Source organism: bacterium (assembly GCA_040755755.1).
GTDB lineage: Bacteria > SZUA-182 > SZUA-182 > DTGQ01 > DTGQ01 > DTGQ01.
Genome location: JBFLZW010000054.1, coordinates 19,532 through 34,584, shown reverse-complemented (window position 1 = coordinate 34,584; position 15,053 = coordinate 19,532). Strand labels below are relative to the sequence as shown.

General features: G+C 53.1%; 15 protein-coding genes. 14 read left to right on the top strand and 1 reads right to left on the bottom strand.

Features of this window, described 5'->3' with window-relative positions; genetic code table 11:
* Positions 1-12 precede the first annotated feature (12 nt).
* The 13 genes from AB1611_16010 (at position 13) to AB1611_15950 (ending at position 12,571) form a co-directional block, all read left to right on the top strand.
* A complete protein-coding gene (locus AB1611_16010) occupies positions 13-1,041 on the top strand; it encodes an RnfABCDGE type electron transport complex subunit D (protein ID MEW6381095.1) in 1,029 nt (342 codons plus the stop codon).
* Complete coding sequence (locus tag AB1611_16005) at positions 1,034-1,618, top strand: RnfABCDGE type electron transport complex subunit G (protein ID MEW6381094.1); 585 nt, start codon at positions 1,034-1,036, stop codon at positions 1,616-1,618. Before AB1611_16010 ends, AB1611_16005 begins: the two co-directional genes overlap by 8 nt.
* A 37-nt stretch (positions 1,619-1,655) precedes the next feature.
* A complete protein-coding gene (locus AB1611_16000) occupies positions 1,656-2,252 on the top strand; it encodes an electron transport complex subunit E (GenBank protein ID MEW6381093.1) in 597 nt (198 codons plus the stop codon).
* Between the two features lie 16 nt (positions 2,253-2,268).
* Positions 2,269-2,847, top strand: coding sequence for an electron transport complex subunit RsxA (gene rsxA, locus AB1611_15995; GenBank protein ID MEW6381092.1), 579 nt, complete (start codon positions 2,269-2,271; stop codon positions 2,845-2,847).
* 46 nt (positions 2,848-2,893) lie between these two features.
* Complete coding sequence (gene rnfB, locus AB1611_15990) at positions 2,894-3,712, top strand: RnfABCDGE type electron transport complex subunit B (GenBank protein MEW6381091.1); 819 nt, start codon at positions 2,894-2,896, stop codon at positions 3,710-3,712.
* A gap of 37 nt (positions 3,713-3,749) precedes the next feature.
* Positions 3,750-4,379, top strand: coding sequence for a bifunctional precorrin-2 dehydrogenase/sirohydrochlorin ferrochelatase (locus AB1611_15985; protein ID MEW6381090.1), 630 nt, complete (start codon positions 3,750-3,752; stop codon positions 4,377-4,379).
* Positions 4,376-5,191: a c-type cytochrome biogenesis protein CcsB gene (gene ccsB, locus AB1611_15980; protein ID MEW6381089.1), complete on the top strand. Its 816-nt coding sequence runs from the start codon at positions 4,376-4,378 to the stop codon at positions 5,189-5,191. The genes AB1611_15985 and ccsB overlap by 4 nt, the downstream gene beginning before the upstream one ends.
* 53 nt (positions 5,192-5,244) lie before the next feature.
* Complete coding sequence (gene hemA, locus AB1611_15975) at positions 5,245-6,522, top strand: glutamyl-tRNA reductase (protein ID MEW6381088.1); 1,278 nt, start codon at positions 5,245-5,247, stop codon at positions 6,520-6,522.
* Between the two features lie 35 nt (positions 6,523-6,557).
* The gene (gene hemC, locus AB1611_15970; protein MEW6381087.1) at positions 6,558-7,496 is read left to right on the top strand and encodes a hydroxymethylbilane synthase; all 939 of its coding nucleotides are present in this window, start codon (positions 6,558-6,560) and stop codon (positions 7,494-7,496) included.
* A 54-nt stretch (positions 7,497-7,550) separates the two neighbouring features.
* On the top strand, positions 7,551-8,012 hold the full coding sequence (locus AB1611_15965) for a carboxypeptidase-like regulatory domain-containing protein (GenBank protein MEW6381086.1): 462 nt from the start codon (positions 7,551-7,553) through the stop codon (positions 8,010-8,012).
* Positions 8,013-8,045: 33 nt separating this feature from the next.
* A complete protein-coding gene (gene cobA, locus AB1611_15960; protein ID MEW6381085.1) occupies positions 8,046-9,584 on the top strand; it encodes a uroporphyrinogen-III C-methyltransferase in 1,539 nt (512 codons plus the stop codon).
* Between the two features lie 231 nt (positions 9,585-9,815).
* Positions 9,816-10,802, top strand: coding sequence for a porphobilinogen synthase (gene hemB / locus AB1611_15955; protein MEW6381084.1), 987 nt, complete (start codon positions 9,816-9,818; stop codon positions 10,800-10,802).
* Between the two features lie 11 nt (positions 10,803-10,813).
* Positions 10,814-12,571: a DUF255 domain-containing protein gene (locus AB1611_15950; protein ID MEW6381083.1), complete on the top strand. Its 1,758-nt coding sequence runs from the start codon at positions 10,814-10,816 to the stop codon at positions 12,569-12,571.
* An 83-nt stretch (positions 12,572-12,654) separates the two neighbouring features.
* Here AB1611_15950 and cutA read toward each other — a convergent pair whose 3' ends face one another.
* The gene (cutA, locus tag AB1611_15945) at positions 12,655-12,975 is read right to left on the bottom strand and encodes a divalent-cation tolerance protein CutA (protein ID MEW6381082.1); all 321 of its coding nucleotides are present in this window, start codon (positions 12,973-12,975) and stop codon (positions 12,655-12,657) included.
* A 100-nt stretch (positions 12,976-13,075) separates the two neighbouring features.
* Between cutA and AB1611_15940 the strand changes: the two genes are divergently transcribed.
* Positions 13,076-15,031, top strand: coding sequence for an SLBB domain-containing protein (locus tag AB1611_15940; GenBank protein ID MEW6381081.1), 1,956 nt, complete (start codon positions 13,076-13,078; stop codon positions 15,029-15,031).
* Positions 15,032-15,053 lie beyond the last annotated feature (22 nt).

Here is a 15,053-nt window from a genome sequence, read left to right as displayed (position 1 = left end):
AAGGATCTGCCTATGCCAACACAAGATATTGCCGCAGTAGAGAGCATACCGGGAACGCGGGATGCTCTCCTGACTGTTTCCGCTTCACCGCATATGCGCAGTGAAGTCACTGTTTCAAAAATCATGTACAGCGTTCTCTTGGCTCTCCTGCCGACAAGCCTGGCCGGGATTTACCTGTTCGGCTTTGGTGCCCTGAAGGTCATCCTGATCGGCATCTTCGGAGCGGTGGCCGCCGAGGCCTTGGTCCAGCCGCTTCTGGGGAAAAAGATGTCAACCGTTCTGGATGGGAGTGCAGCCGTAACCGGCCTTCTTCTGGCGCTGACCCTTCCTCCTGCGCTCCCCTGGTGGATGGTGCTGACCGGCTCGGTCATAGCCATTATTCTCGGCAAAGCCATTTACGGCGGATTGGGAAATAACCCGTTCAACCCCGCTCTGATTGCCCGGGTGGTGATGCTGGTTTCCTGGCCGGTGCATCTTACCCGCTGGCAGAAGCCCGGTTATCTGTTTGCCAAATCGGTCGATACCGTCACCACGGCTACTCCCCTCGGAATGTTAAAAACCGAAGGGCTGGCCAGTATCGGTCACATCCGGCTCCTCGACCTGTTCTTCGGCTACCGGGGTGGATGTATCGGCGAGGTATCGATCCTGGCCCTTCTCCTGGGGGCCGGTTTTCTGATCTGGAAAGGATATATAACCTGGCACATCCCGCTCAGTTGCATGGCTGCCGCCTTTGTGACCAGCGGCCTGTTCTGGGTTGTCAACCCCCACCGGTACGCAGATCCGCTGTTTCATGTCCTGACCGGAGGTCTGGTGCTGGGAGCGTTCTTTATGGCCACCGATATGGTTACCAGTCCGATTACGGGCAAAGGGATGCTGATTTATGGTACCGGAATCGGGATAGTGACCATCATTATCCGTATGTTCGGAGGGTATCCGGAAGGCATGTCGTTTGCCATCCTCATTATGAACGCTGTCTGTCCGCTGATTGATAAATGCACCCTGCCTCGGGGGTTCGGGAGGGCAAAAGTAAAAAATGCGTGATATTCTGGAACTTGTCGTGGTATTGAGTATCATCTGCGTCGTGGCCGCCATATCCCTGGCCAAGGTGTATGATATAACCAAAGATCCGATCGCCCTTCAGAAGCGTCTGGCCAGGCTGCAAACTGTCAATGCGGTCCTTCCGCCCCATGATAACGAGCCTGATCAGAATACGGTTCAGATTCCTCCTGAGCCGGTCAAGGGGAAAAAAAATAAACCCATACTGATTTATAAGGGGCTGCAAAACGGACGACTGACCGGCGTAGCTCTTGAAATGACCGCCATGGGCTATGGCGGAGAGATCGGGGTCATGGTGGGTCTTGCCCCTGACGGAACCATCCGGGGGGTTGAGATTACCTCCATGAGTGAAACGCCGGGCCTTGGAGCAAAAATAACCACTCCCCAGTTCAAGCAGCAGTTTCAGGGCAAGTCACTGGAAAGCGCCCGTTTCAACGTGAAAAAGGATGGCGGAGACTTCGATCAGATAGCGGGAGCGACTATCTCACCCCGGGCTGTGGTTCAGGCTGTCAGGGATGGACTGGAATTATACCGCAAGCATAAAGACACCATTACCCGATAGGTATGCGGTGCATGAGCTTCGCGTCAAGGAGAAAAAATTGAACCTGATTCATGATCTTATTAATGGAATATGGAAAGAAAATCCGATCTTTCGGATAGTTCTGGGCATGTGCTCGACCCTGGCCATCACCACTCAGGCGCAAAACGCGATCGGCATGGGTGTGGCCGTGACCTTTGTTCTGGTCTGCTCGAATGTCCTCATCTCAGGTCTGCGCAAGGTGATTCCGGATAAAGTCAGGCTGGCCGCTTTTATCGTGATTGTGGCCACCTTTGTGACCATCGTTGACCTGGTTATGGCCGGATTCTTTTTCGAGCTTCACAAGGCCATGGGGATTTTCATCCCCCTGATCGTGGTCAACTGCATCATTCTGGGAAGGGCTGAGGCTTTTGCCTCGAAAAATCCGATTCTGAATTCCCTGATGGATGGAATCGGCATGGGAATCGGGTACACTCTGGCTCTCCTGGTTGTCGGAAGTATCAGGGAACTTTTGGGCAACGGATCGCTGTTTGGAGTATCGGTGTTTGGTCCCCGCTACATTCCCTTTCTGGTGGCGATTCTGCCGCCGGGAGCGTTTATTGCCCTGGGTCTTTTGCTTGGCTTGATGAACAAGGTTAATAACAAGTTAGCGCATTAATGAGGACTTATCCACCATGGTAAAAATTCTTCTGATGGTCATCAGTACGGTTTTAGTAAATAACTTTGTACTGGCAAAGTTTCTGGGGATCTGTCCTTTTCTGGGAGTCTCCCGCAAGACCGAAACCGCTGTCGGCATGGGGCTGGCGGTGATCTTTGTAGTTACCCTGTCAACGGCCCTGACCTGGCTGGTGCAGATGCTGGTCTTAAACCGGTTCAACATCGAATACATGCAGACGATTGTCTTTATCCTGGTCATTGCCGGGCTGGTTCAATTTGTCGAAATGGTGCTCCAGAAAACAAGCCCTGCCCTGCACCAGGCGCTGGGAATCTATCTTCCCCTGATCACTACGAACTGTGTGGTTCTGGGGGTGGCGGTCCTGGCCGTGCAGCTCGAATATACCTTTATCGAGTCGCTGATCTACAGTTTCGGGGCTTCAGCAGGATTTGCTCTGGCCCTGCTCCTGTTTGCCGGCATCCGCGAGCGGCTGGCTCTGGCCGAGGTTCCCGAATGCCTGCAGGGAACGGCCATCGCCCTGGTGACGACTGGCCTTTTGGCTCTGGCCTTTATGGGTTTTACGGGGCTGGTAAAATAAATAAGAACAATTGCCGGTAAATTTTTCATATGAAGGAAGAGAATTTATGATTGCTGCGATAGCTACCCTGGGAGGCATGGCGTTTATTCTGGCCGTCGGGCTGGGCATAGCCTCCCGTATTTTTGCCGTTGAAACGGATCCAAAGATTACCACAATTACCGGACTCCTTCCCGGTGCAAACTGCGGCGGCTGCGGCTATGCAGGCTGTTCCGGATTTGCGACCGCCCTGGTGGCCGGTGAGGCTGCTCCTCTGGAATGCAAAGCCTCAGGCGCGGATGCCATCCAGGAAATATCCAAGGTTCTGGGTGTGGTTTACGTGCCGAAGGAGAAAACGATTGCCAGGGTCTTTTGCCAGGGGAGTCTCGATAAGGCCAAAGTCAGATATCGTTATCAGGGCATTGAAGATTGCAACGCAGCCATGCTTCTTGGCGGAGGGGCCAAGGCATGTGTGTACGGCTGCCTTGGCATGGGCTCCTGTGTCAAGGCATGTCCTTTCGGAGCCATCAGCATGGGTCCGGAAGGATTGCCCCGGATCGATGAAAGTTCCTGCACCGGATGCGGGGCATGCGCCCGCAAGTGCCCAAAGGGAGTAATAGAGTTGATCCCTGCCCGGCAGATGTGGTATATTTCCTGTAATTCGCATCATAAGGGAAAAGCGGTCCGGCAAGTCTGTGAAGTCGGCTGTATTGCCTGTGGATTATGCGTCAGGAATTGTCCGGAGCAGGCTATTACCCTGGACAACAACCGGGCGGTCATCGATCCGGAAAAATGCTCAGGGTGTGGGATATGCGCTGAAAAATGTCCCCAAAAGGTTATCCACTCCCGGAGCGAAGACCGGGAAGTTGTCGCCTTGTCCAAAGGATAACCATTTACCATATCCAGCAAAGAGAGACCGGTGGAAAATGCCTAGATATTATCCAGTTTGTTTAGACCTGCACGGGAAGCATTGCCTGGTAATCGGGGGAGGTACCGTTGCCGAGCGAAAGGTTCTCACCTTATTGGAGTATGAGGCCGCAGTTTCCGTTATCAGCCCCCGCGCTACTTCGCTGATTGTCCAAATGTCGCATGAGGGCAGATTGATCTATACGGCCAGGGAGTTCGAGCAGGGTGATGTGAGGGGCTATTTCCTGATCATCGCCGCTACCAATAACGATCAAATCAACAGGATAATCAGCCGGGAGGCACAGGATGAGAATATCCTGGTCAATGTGGTTGATGCTCCGGATGATTCCACCTTTATTCTCCCTGCGCTGGTTCGACGGGGAGACCTGACCATCAGCATTTCCACGGGAGGGAAAAGCCCTGCTTTAGCCCGGAAAATGAGAGAGGATATGGAAGCCCGGTATGGGCCTGAATACGAGGTTTTGGTTGACATTCTCGGCAATCTCCGGAAAAATATTCTTCAGCGGGAGCCGGATATTTCAAAGCGAAAAGAAATTTTCCAGCGGCTTGCGGAATACACCGATCTCCTGGAAATAATCCGGGAAAGCGGTAGAGAAGCGGCTGAAGGACGGGTTAGGGAACTTCTATGAATGTCGCCTTTTTTTTGATCTCTCTCGGCTGTTATTTCGGGGCAGTATCCTTCCATCTGATCAGTCTGATCAATCAGAGAGCATGGGCCCGGCAGTGGGGAAATCTGCTGACGCTTTCAGGATTCATCCTCCATACTCTTGCTCTCACTGTCCGGCTCTGGCAGTCCGGGCATGTTCCGATTGCCAATCTCCATGAATCGCTCTCGTTCTTTGGCTGGGCAATTATTCTCTTGTATCTCCTGCTCGAATACAGATGTAAGATTCCGTCTCTGGGAGCATTTGTTCTTCCCCTGGCTTTGGTTTTTGTATTCTCCGCTTCTATGCTGCCGAAGGAGATTCAGCCACTGATACCTGCCCTGCAGAGTATATGGCTGGGGATTCATACTACAACATCCTTTGGCGGATATGCCACTTTTGCCTTTGCTTTTGTGGCGGGAATCATGTATTTGATTCAGGAAAACCAACTTCGGTCAAAAAAAATCGGGCTTTTTTACTACCGCCTCCCTTCCCTGGAAGTTCTGGATGACCTGATTCATAAAAGCCTGATCTTCGGATTCCCCTTGCTGACCATCGGGATCATCACCGGATCCCTGTGGGCAAACACAGCCTGGGGGTCGTACTGGAGCTGGGATCCAAAGGAGACCTGGGCGTTAATTACCTGGTTTATTTATGCGGCCCTCGTTCATGCCAGATTTACGGTTGGCTGGAGGGGAAGGCGGTCCGCTTACCTGGCGATTCTCGGCTTTTGCTTTGTACTCTTTACCTTTTTGGGAGTGAACTTGCTGCTCAAAGGGTTACACTCATATGCCTGAGGAAATTCCTCAGGCTGTTGGTCAGTCTCTATACTTTTGGATTCATATACAGCATGGAAGTTATTGTTCTTGGATTAAATCATAAGACAGCTCCGATAGAGATCAGGGAAAAACTATCGTTTTCCAAGTCGCAGATCAGCTACGCTCATAAGGAACTTACCAGGGATGAGACTATTCAGGAAGTTATGCTGCTGTCCACCTGTAACCGCGTCGAATTGTTTACGGTAGTGACATCGGTGGAAAAAGGGGTCCGGGCGCTGAAGGAATTTCTGGCCAGGTTTCACCACATTTCGCTGGAGATACTCGATAACGTCAGTTACTGTTATACCCAGAAGGATGCAGTCCGTCATTTGTTTCGGGTGGCTTGCAGTCTGGATTCCATGGTCGTCGGCGAACCGCAGATTCTCGGACAGCTCAAGGAGGCTTATAACCAGGCGCTTGAGGATCAGTCGGTCGGCAGCTGGCTGGTAGATCTGGTGGAAAAATCCTTTCATGTGGCCAAAAAGATCCGAACCGAGACCGGAATCTGTAAAAATGCCGTTTCCATCAGCTTTGCCGCAGTGGAGCTGGCCAAGAAGATCTTTGACAAAATTGAAGGGAAATCAGTATTACTTGTAGGTGCCGGGGAGATGAGCGAGCTGGCCGCCCGGCATCTTTTATCGAATGGGGTAAAGGATATATACGTTGCCAACCGTACTCATAGCCGGGCAGAGGAGCTGGCGCTCCAGTTCAATGGCCAGGTAATCCCCTTTGCTTCGTTGAAAGAAAACCTCGAACTGATGGACATTATTATTACCTCGACCAGTGCCCCGCATTTTGTTTTCCACAAGGAAGAGATTCAAAAAACACTTCACCGGAGAAAAAACAGACCTCTTTTTTTTATAGATATTGCAGTTCCCCGAAATGTGGATCCGTCGGTCAGCAAATGCGCCGACGTCTATGTTTATGATATTGATGACCTGCAAATGGTGGTCAACTCAAATCTTCTGGAAAGGCAAAAGGAAGCCAAGTACGCCGAAGCGATCGTCGAGCGCTCCGTGGAGCGGTTCTGGGATAAAATGAGCTCCGAAAATGTCGTGCCGACAATCGTGGAATTAACCCAAAAAGTTGAGGCTATCCGCCAGCAGGAATTAAAAAAAGCATTCTCTAAATTGCCGAATCTTTCTGATGCTGATCGCGAGGTTATTAACTGTTTGGCTTTGGCGATAACCAAAAAGGTACTTCATGATCCTATTTGTATGTTACGAAAAAAGTCCAGCTCCAGCAATACATCCCATTACATTCAAACAGCTAAAGAACTCTTTAATTTGGATGGCTTCAAGAGGTCATAGAGCATCGATAAAAGATGGAGGAAAGACGAAAATTCATGCAAGAACTTTTAAAAGTCGGTACCCGGGCTAGTAAACTTGCCCTGCAACAAACACGATGGGTCATATCTCAACTGGAAGACATCAACCCAGATTTGCAGTTTGAAATCGTGGAAGTCAAGACTACAGGGGATAAGATTCTCGATGTCCCTCTGGCTAAAATCGGTGGCAAGGGGTTATTTATTAAAGAACTTGAGGAAGCCCTTCTGAATGGCCAGGTGGATTTTGTGGTGCACAGCATGAAGGATGTCCCCATTGAATTGCACCCTGAATTACAGATTGCGGCTATTACCGTCAGGGAGGACCCCCGTGATGTACTGATTTCCCGTAATAACCTGATCCTCAAGCATTTGCCGAAAGATGCAGTGGTCGGTACCAGCAGTTTGCGTCGGCAGACCCAGTTGCTTCACTATTCTCCCACCTTTCAGATTGTGCAGCTGCGGGGAAATCTGGAGACACGGCTTCGCCGGGTTGAAGGAAACGGGCTGGATGCGGTTATTCTGGCCGCCGCCGGGATTCACCGGATGGGCTGGCAGAGCAAAATCGTAGAATATCTGCCTATGGACATGTTCCTGCCCGCCATTGCTCAGGGAGCATTGGGAATTGAGGTCCGTCAGGACCGTCCGGCGATCGCGCAGTTTGTCATGGCTCTTGACCATCAGGAAACCCGCATTGCGGTCCTGGCAGAGCGTGCTTTGCTGAAAAAACTGGAAGGAGGATGTCAGGTTCCACTTGCAGCTTTTGCCGAAGTCACGGGGGATCAGGTATTTCTTCAGGCTATGGTAGGCTCCCTCCAGGGTGACATAATCATTCGGGATGTACTTCAGGGACCCATCGATAATCCTGAAGAAATCGGCCTTACGCTTGCGCAGAAGCTTATTGACCAGGGAGCGGATGAAATCCTGAAAGAAATTTTTGAAACCAATCAGGCGGTTTAAGCATCTGGAAACAAGGTTAGCCGCTATGATCGAAGAATCGAGGAGGTAGACTGAATGAAAAGGGCAATAAGCTCTTTTTTAGCTTTCTTTCTCTGTACCACATGGCTCTTTTTCTGTGCCTGCATGACACCCGCCAGCCAGCTTCGTACGATACCGTTCAGGACCCTCACCGGTCTGGTCGTGGATACCAGCGGGCAGCCTGTCAAACAGGCTACGGTAACCACCGATCCCCCCACATCCACCATCATGACCGATGAGCTGGGAAAATTTCTCATTACCAGCCTGCCCGAGGGAATCTATACCATTCAGGTCATCAAGCAGGGGTTTGCCATCAATTCCGCAGTGATCGCCATCAAGGGGATCGGGCCCTTTCACACGGATATCCAGATGATCAAAAGAGCAGTGTCTCCAGCCGGAGAGCAGGATAAGTTGCTCCCTCAGACTCAGGGGAAGGAAAACAGCGACAAAAAGGACAAGGACAAAGAAGAAGGCGCTTCCTGGTGGCCTACCAACTGACAGCCGTCGGGGAGCGGAGAAAGGTTACCGAAGGTGGAAAATAAAAAAGGGATTGTATACTTGATCGGTGCAGGTCCCGGGGATCCTCAACTGATCACCCTGCGGGGGAAGGAATGCATTCAGACAGCCGAGGTCCTGATTTACGATTACCTGGCTAATCCCGTCTTTCTCTCCTGGGCCAGGCCGGATGCCGAAATACTCTATGTCGGCAAGAAGGGCGGGACCCGGCACATTCTGCAGGAAGAAATCAATGAACTGATCCTGCGCAAGGTTCTCGAAGGGAAAAAAGTAGCCCGCCTGAAAGGCGGTGACCCCTTCGTGTTTGGCCGTGGAGGAGAAGAGGCGGAAATACTGGCTGATCAGGGCATCCCGTTCGAGATCGTTCCGGGTGTAACTTCAGCCATCTCGGTGCCTGCTTATGCTGGAATCCCCCTGACCCATCGGCAGTTTACCTCGACCGTGGCTTTTATTACCGGCCATGAGGACCCGACCAAGGAAGAATCCAGCATCGACTGGGACAGAATCAGCACCGGAGCGGGAACGCTCGTTTTTCTGATGAGCATGTCCCGCTTGTCCACTATTGCCGAGCGGCTGCAACAGCACGGCCTTGCGGCCACAACTCCGGTAGCGGTCATTCAGTGGGGTACCAGCCCCAGGCAGCGGACCCTGGTGGCTGATCTTGAGTCCGTGACCCGGCGGGTGGCCGAAGAAGGTCTGGGCTCTCCCTCCATCATTGTCGTCGGCCAGGTTGTGCATCTGCGGGAAAAGCTGCAATGGTTCGAGCGCCGGCCGCTGTTTGGCAAAACTATTGTAGTCACCCGGGCGCGGGCACAATCGAGCAGCTTCAGCCACAACCTTACCGAGCTTGGGGCGTTGGCCATTGAATTTCCGACCATTCGCGTATCAGGTTTACAGGATCACCGGCTGCTCGATGAGGCCATTGCCGCGCTTTCCAGTTATCAGTGGGTCATCTTTACCAGCGTCAATGGAGTTGACTTTTTTTTCCAGAGGCTGCATGAGCTGAACAAAGACAGCCGGGCGTTCAGTCATTCACGGGTCTGCGCCATTGGTCCGGAGACCGCGGCTTCCCTGCGACAGCAGGGGATTATCCCCGATTATGTTCCCCCGGAATACCGGGCGGAATCCATCATCGACGGTCTTCTCGAATCGGGAGTGCGAGGGACCAGCATCCTGATCCCCAGAGCACGGGAAGCCCGTGATATTCTGCCTGAAAAACTTGCCGAACAGGGGGCATCGGTTTCGGTTATTCCGGTCTATGAAACCCTGCCGGATAGCTCGGATGTGTCGTATCTTGCGGATCTTCTGCAAAAAAATGCCGTGAATATGGTTACCTTTACCAGCAGCTCGACAGTAAAAAATTTCTGTACCGCTTTCCAGAAGAACGATACTCCGCTGCCCACGCTGCTCAAAGGAGTGCAGATTGCCTGTATCGGCCCGGTATGCGCTCAGGAAGCGGAATCCCGGGGGCTTGCGGTCAGCATTGTACCGCAGGAATATACTATTGCCGCCATGACGGAGGCTATTGTCCGGTACTACCAAAACCCGGAATAAGCTTCGCTCATATATGGTAGCCATCACACTGTTTGGATCTGATGCCTTTAGCGAAGTGAAAATCCTATAGAGGGGATTTCCCGCAGAGACGCAGAGGCACAGAGGTAAAAAAGACAAATTATTTTCTCTGCGTCTCTGCGGGAGAAATATTACTGTGTTGTCTTACCAATATGAGCGATAAGCTTTCAGCAACAACCAGAGGCAATCAGGGAAGTCAGGAGGAAAACGACCATGCCTTTTCCAGTGCATCGACCGAGAAGAATGCGCCTTGGCGAGAATTTCAGGCGAATGGTGCGGGAGACGCATCTTTCGGTGGATAATCTTATCTACCCCATGTTTGTGGTTCCCGGTGAAGGAATCAAACGTCCGATCCAATCCATGCCCGGCATCGATCATTTCTCTATCGACCTTCTTCTTGAAGAGCTCACGGAGGTACGCGACTTGCAGATTCCCGGCATTCTCCTCTTTGGCCTTCCGCAGAGAAAGGATGACTTCGGGACTGAAAGCTATGACCCGGAAGGAGTCGTTCAGCGAGCTGTGCGGGCCATCAAGGGCCGTTTCCCCGAGCTTGTGGTCATTACCGATATCTGCATGTGTGAATACACCAGTCACGGGCATTGCGGCATCATCAAGAACGGCCAGGTTGACAACGACCGGACCCTGGAATTCCTGGCCCAGATTGCCGCATCCCATGTGGATGCCGGAGCTGACATGGTGGCCCCTTCCGATATGATGGACGGGAGGATCGGCGCTATCCGCAGGGCACTGGATGAGCGGGGATACAGCCAGGTGCCGATTATGTCCTATGCGGCCAAATATGCATCATCCTTCTATGGCCCGTTTCGTGAGGCAGCGGAGTCAACACCCCAGTTCGGCGACCGGCGCGCTTACCAGATGGACGTGGCCAACGCTCAGGAAGCATTGCGGGAATGCGCTCTCGACATTGAGGAGGGAGCGGATATTATCATGGTTAAGCCAGGGTTAAGCTACCTGGATATCATCTATCGGGTCAAGACCCGGTTTTCCGTACCCGTTGCAGCCTATAACGTCAGCGGGGAGTATTCCATGATCAAGGCTGCCGCCCGGAATGGATGGATCGACGGGACGAAAACCATGATGGAGGTTCTGACCTCACTGAAGCGCGCCGGAGCGGATATCATCCTCACCTATTTTGCCAAGGAAGCGGCTCTCGTTCTGCGGCAATCCCTGCTCCCGTAAAGCGAAAAGACATGGAGAAGCGAGCCGCCGACAGCATTTCCTGGCAGGCATGGTCCAATGACCTTTTTGCTCAGGCCAAGTCCGAGGACAAACCCGTTTTTTTGTATCTTCAGGCCCCCTGGTGTCAATGGTGCCGCAGGCTTGAGAGTGAAAGCCTCACCGATCCGCAGATTTGCCTTCTGATCAACCGATACTTCATCCCTCTTCGGGTCGATTCCGATGAGCGGCCGGATATCAATCTGCGCTATACTATGGGCGGCTGGCCAAGTATCGCCATCCTCACTCCTGATGGAGAGATAATTACCGGAGGCACGTTTCTCAACCGGGAAGATCTCAAAAAACTGCTGACCCATTGTCTTCTTCTCTACCGAGAGCACAGGAAGGAGCTGCGCAGCCGCCTCAGGCAGGCAAAGAAACGGGCAAGTCACCATGTCGGCGACAGGACGACAGAGGAAACCGGGCTCTCACTCGATATTGTCCACAAGGTACTGGAATTCCTGTCAGCGGATTTCGATCCGATTTACGGCGGCTTTGGCCGGGAGCCGAAATTCCCCCACTATGAAGCCATAGAGCTTGCTCTTTGTGCTGCCCGGCTTTTTTCTGACTCCACGATGGAGGAAATTGCCACCAGGACCCTTGACGGAATGGCCGAAGGAGAGCTTTTTGACCGGGAAGAAGGAGGGTTTTTCCGCCTGGCGCAAAAGCGGGACTGGAGCGCACCTCAGACCGAGAAGATGCTGGTCGATAATGCCTGGCTGCTGCACAATTACCTTGATGGCTGGCTGGTGTGCGGTCAGGAGAAATATCGGGACATTGCCCGGTCTGTCGCCCGCTACCTCGATACCCATCTGTACGATCCGGGCCGGTCCGTTTTTTTCCCAAGTCAGCGGGCGGATGAGGAATACTACCGCCTCAGCCGTGCGGAACGAAAGTTTTTCCCCCCGCCTTCCCCTCAGAAAACTATTTATACCGATTGGAACGCTCTGGCTGTTTCCGCCTTCCTGAAAGCTTCGGCAGTCTTTGAGGAAGAGAGCTATCTTGAGCGGGCCAGAAAAACGCTGGCTTTTCTCTGGCAGCACTGCTTCACTCAAGACGCCGGGATGCTGCATGCAGCCGGATTCCCTCCCGATACCTCCTTCCGGCTTCTGGCGGACCAGATATACATGGCCAGAGCGCTGCTGGACACCTATCAGATTCTCGGCGAGGAAGCATATCTTTCTTCCGCATCCCTGCTGGCACAGCTCATCCACCGCAATTTCTCCGATGAGCAGGGAGGTTTCTGGGACCGGACGGATACCGATAAACCCTGCGGCCGGTTGCGGGAGCGGATTAAACCCATCCTGGATAATGCCCTGGCTGCGGAGTTCTTCCTCAAGCTCGGCATTCTGGATCAGAACCCGGAATATCTGGCCATAGCCCGCCACACCCTGGCTTTTTTCAGTCAGGATTTCCCCCGCTACGGAATCTTTGCTTCCCACTATGCCCTGGCCTGCTACCTGCTGCTGCAACCCGCCGTGCTGGTCATTATTCTTGGCAGACAGACAGATCAGACAACCCGGCACTTTCTCGGGAAGGCATTCGCCCTTTCCGAGCCGCGCAAAATCATCAAACTGCTTGAGCTGGACCAGCATCCCCAGATGCTCCAGATGCTGCAGCAGCAGGGATATAAAGCCCCGCGGGGGTATCTCTACCTCGGCCAGGATTGCCTGCTCGAAACCGATGACATCGAGCATCTGGTCGATACGGTTCGTGGCCTGGCGGGGAAGTGAAAGCAGGTCTTGTGTTCTTTTTACAGAGCATGCTGTAGTTATAAGGAAAATAGGGAATATTTGGGGAACTTATGGACAGTTCCTCAATTCCTCAACTCTTCCCTCATCCACTGCGCATAGTCATCGCTGACGCCAGCAAGAGGCATGGCGATGATCTCCGGAACCTGATACGAGTGCAGTTCCTTTACCAGGCTGACGATCCCGGCAAATTTATCTTCCCGGGATTTTGCCAGGCACAGCCACTCTGTGCTGCTCTCGATGCTGCCCTGCCACCAGTAGGTGCTCTGGATCGGACCCGCAACCTGACCGCAGGCAATAAGACGGCTCTTCACCAGAGCATCCACGATGCGCTGTCCTTCTTCGCGGCTTGAAGCCGTAATGAAAACCTGAATGAAATCAGTCATAGGGTTCTCCTTATTTCTGCCGAAAGTATATGATACAGTATTTCGGGTTTATTCGGTATTCTTACGAGTAAAATTCACTGTCCTTTTTTGTCTGGCAATCATGAGCGCAAACTTACGAGACGTTGGAAGATACTCGCTTATCCTTCTCCTGGTTACGGGGGTTACCCTTCTCCTCCTGCTTTTGCCGGTGCAGGCTGCGGCTCAGCAGGCAGCATCGACCGCTTCTCCTGCTTCCCCCTCCACGCCGGGGCCTTCTAACAGCCCCTCCTGGCAACTGTCACCTTCCCAGAACCCGGCAGGCGGCGGTGTGAATGGCTGGGAAATGACTATCCAGGACATTTCGCAGATGCAGCGGCAAATGGCCGAAGACCGGACCCGCACCGAGGTGCTGGACCGCCTTCAGGACCATGCTCCGAAAGAGCAGTCCTGCATCGAACGGTTCTTCTCCTCCCAGGCCCATGAACAATTGGAGCAATTCGGCTATTCCATCTTTCGCTCTGCTGCTTCCGGTTTTGCCCCGCCTGCCAGAGCGCCGGTAGGCTTAAACTATATCATCGGCCCGGGAGATGAGCTGTCCATCTACCTGTGGGGGCTGGTGGAGAATTCCTTTCAGGTAACGGTTGACCAGAATGGCCAGATCATTATTCCCAAGCTCGGTGTACTTTCCGTGTCCGGATTGAGACTGGGCGAGTTGAAAGAATTTCTCGTTCAGCAGTTCTCACGGGTTTATACCCAATTCAAGCTCGATGCCTCGCTCGGCAGGCTGCGCTCGATCCAGGTGATCATAGCCGGTGAGGTCAAAAAGCCCGGCACTTACCTCCTCTCTCCCCTGGCAACCATTTACCATGCCCTCTTCCAGTGCGGAGGCCCCACCAAAACCGGGACGCTGCGGGCGATCAGACGAATCAGGCAAAATGCAGCCACCCCCGAGGTGGTCGATCTCTATCATTTTCTCCTGAATGGGGATCGAAGTCAAGACAAGCCCCTGGAAGATGGGGATACCATTTTCGTTCCTCCCCTGGGGCCGGTGGTGGCTATTACCGGGCCGGTGAAAAGGCCGGGGATTTATGAGCAGACCGCTTCATCGACCGTTGCTCAGCTCATGGACCTGGCAGGGGGAACTTTTTTGGGCGGGAGGTGGGGTGTGCCCGGAGTTGAGCGCATCAGACTGGCTGACGGGAAAATGCCCGTGCCAAAACCAGTTGCTCCGGACGATCCTCTCGAGGATGGCGATCTCATCAGGCTTAACCTCAATATGGTCACTCTGAGCGGGGAGGTCCGCCACCCCGGCAGGTTCATCATTCAGCGGGGAGAGCGCCTCTCTTCCATCCTGAGCAAGGCCGGAGGCTACACGGAATTCGCTTACCTGCGCGGCGCTTTCTTTACCCGCCAGTCGATTCAGAAAATGCAACAGGAGCGGCTTGGCCGCTATATCCTCGATCTTCAGAGAGAAACGCTCTTTTCTTCTTCCAGGGCTGCCGAAGAGTCTCTCTCTCCCAAGGATGACGGCCAGAGAATCGAAAAATCCCTGAGCATTGAAAACCAGCTCCTCAGCAAGCTGAGGGAATCTCAGGCCACCGGCCGGGTCATTATCGAGCTTTCCCCGATCGAAAAATTCCGGGGTTCTGCGGCTGACATCGAACTGGAAGACGGCGATACCCTCTACGTTCCCCGGAAACCTTCGACCGTCACCGTTCTTGGTGAGGTTTATAACCCTACGACCATCGTCTACGTACCCAATCGCCGGGCAGAATACTACCTGCAAAAGGCAGGCGGGCTGACGGCCAATGCTGAAGAGGACAATATTTATATCATTAAGGCGGATGGATCCATCGTGGGTAAAGACTGTACCTCCCGGTTCATCAACCTGCACTGGAGCGCTGAGGAAAAGTCTTTTATTTCGCCCAAAACCGCCGCTGCCTGCCTTGAGCCGGGAGACACCGTTGTTGTCCCTCCCCGGCTGAAGAGCCTGGCCCTGAAAAAGAATGTGCTTGACTGGAGCCAGGTTTTCTATCAGACCGCGCTTGGGGCTGGGGTAATTATGGGCGCTTATTGAAAAAGGCCGATGCTGCCTGTTG

Excerpts from the sequence above, each read along its gene's own strand:
- cutA (MEW6381082.1), bottom strand. The coding sequence starts at position 12,975 with ATGACTGATTTCATTCAGGTTTTCATTACGGCTTCAAGCCGCGAAGAA.
- AB1611_16005 (MEW6381094.1), top strand. The coding sequence starts at position 1,034 with ATGCGTGATATTCTGGAACTTGTCGTGGTATTGAGTATCATCTGCGTC.
- AB1611_15985 (MEW6381090.1), top strand. The coding sequence starts at position 3,750 with ATGCCTAGATATTATCCAGTTTGTTTAGACCTGCACGGGAAGCATTGC.
- AB1611_16010 (MEW6381095.1), top strand. The coding sequence starts at position 13 with ATGCCAACACAAGATATTGCCGCAGTAGAGAGCATACCGGGAACGCGG.
- rnfB (MEW6381091.1), top strand. The coding sequence starts at position 2,894 with ATGATTGCTGCGATAGCTACCCTGGGAGGCATGGCGTTTATTCTGGCC.
- rsxA (MEW6381092.1), top strand. The coding sequence starts at position 2,269 with ATGGTAAAAATTCTTCTGATGGTCATCAGTACGGTTTTAGTAAATAAC.
- hemA (MEW6381088.1), top strand. The coding sequence starts at position 5,245 with ATGGAAGTTATTGTTCTTGGATTAAATCATAAGACAGCTCCGATAGAG.
- AB1611_15950 (MEW6381083.1), top strand. The coding sequence starts at position 10,814 with ATGGAGAAGCGAGCCGCCGACAGCATTTCCTGGCAGGCATGGTCCAAT.
- hemB (MEW6381084.1), top strand. The coding sequence starts at position 9,816 with ATGCCTTTTCCAGTGCATCGACCGAGAAGAATGCGCCTTGGCGAGAAT.
- AB1611_15940 (MEW6381081.1), top strand. The coding sequence starts at position 13,076 with ATGAGCGCAAACTTACGAGACGTTGGAAGATACTCGCTTATCCTTCTC.
- hemC (MEW6381087.1), top strand. The coding sequence starts at position 6,558 with ATGCAAGAACTTTTAAAAGTCGGTACCCGGGCTAGTAAACTTGCCCTG.
- ccsB (MEW6381089.1), top strand. The coding sequence starts at position 4,376 with ATGAATGTCGCCTTTTTTTTGATCTCTCTCGGCTGTTATTTCGGGGCA.
- AB1611_15965 (MEW6381086.1), top strand. The coding sequence starts at position 7,551 with ATGAAAAGGGCAATAAGCTCTTTTTTAGCTTTCTTTCTCTGTACCACA.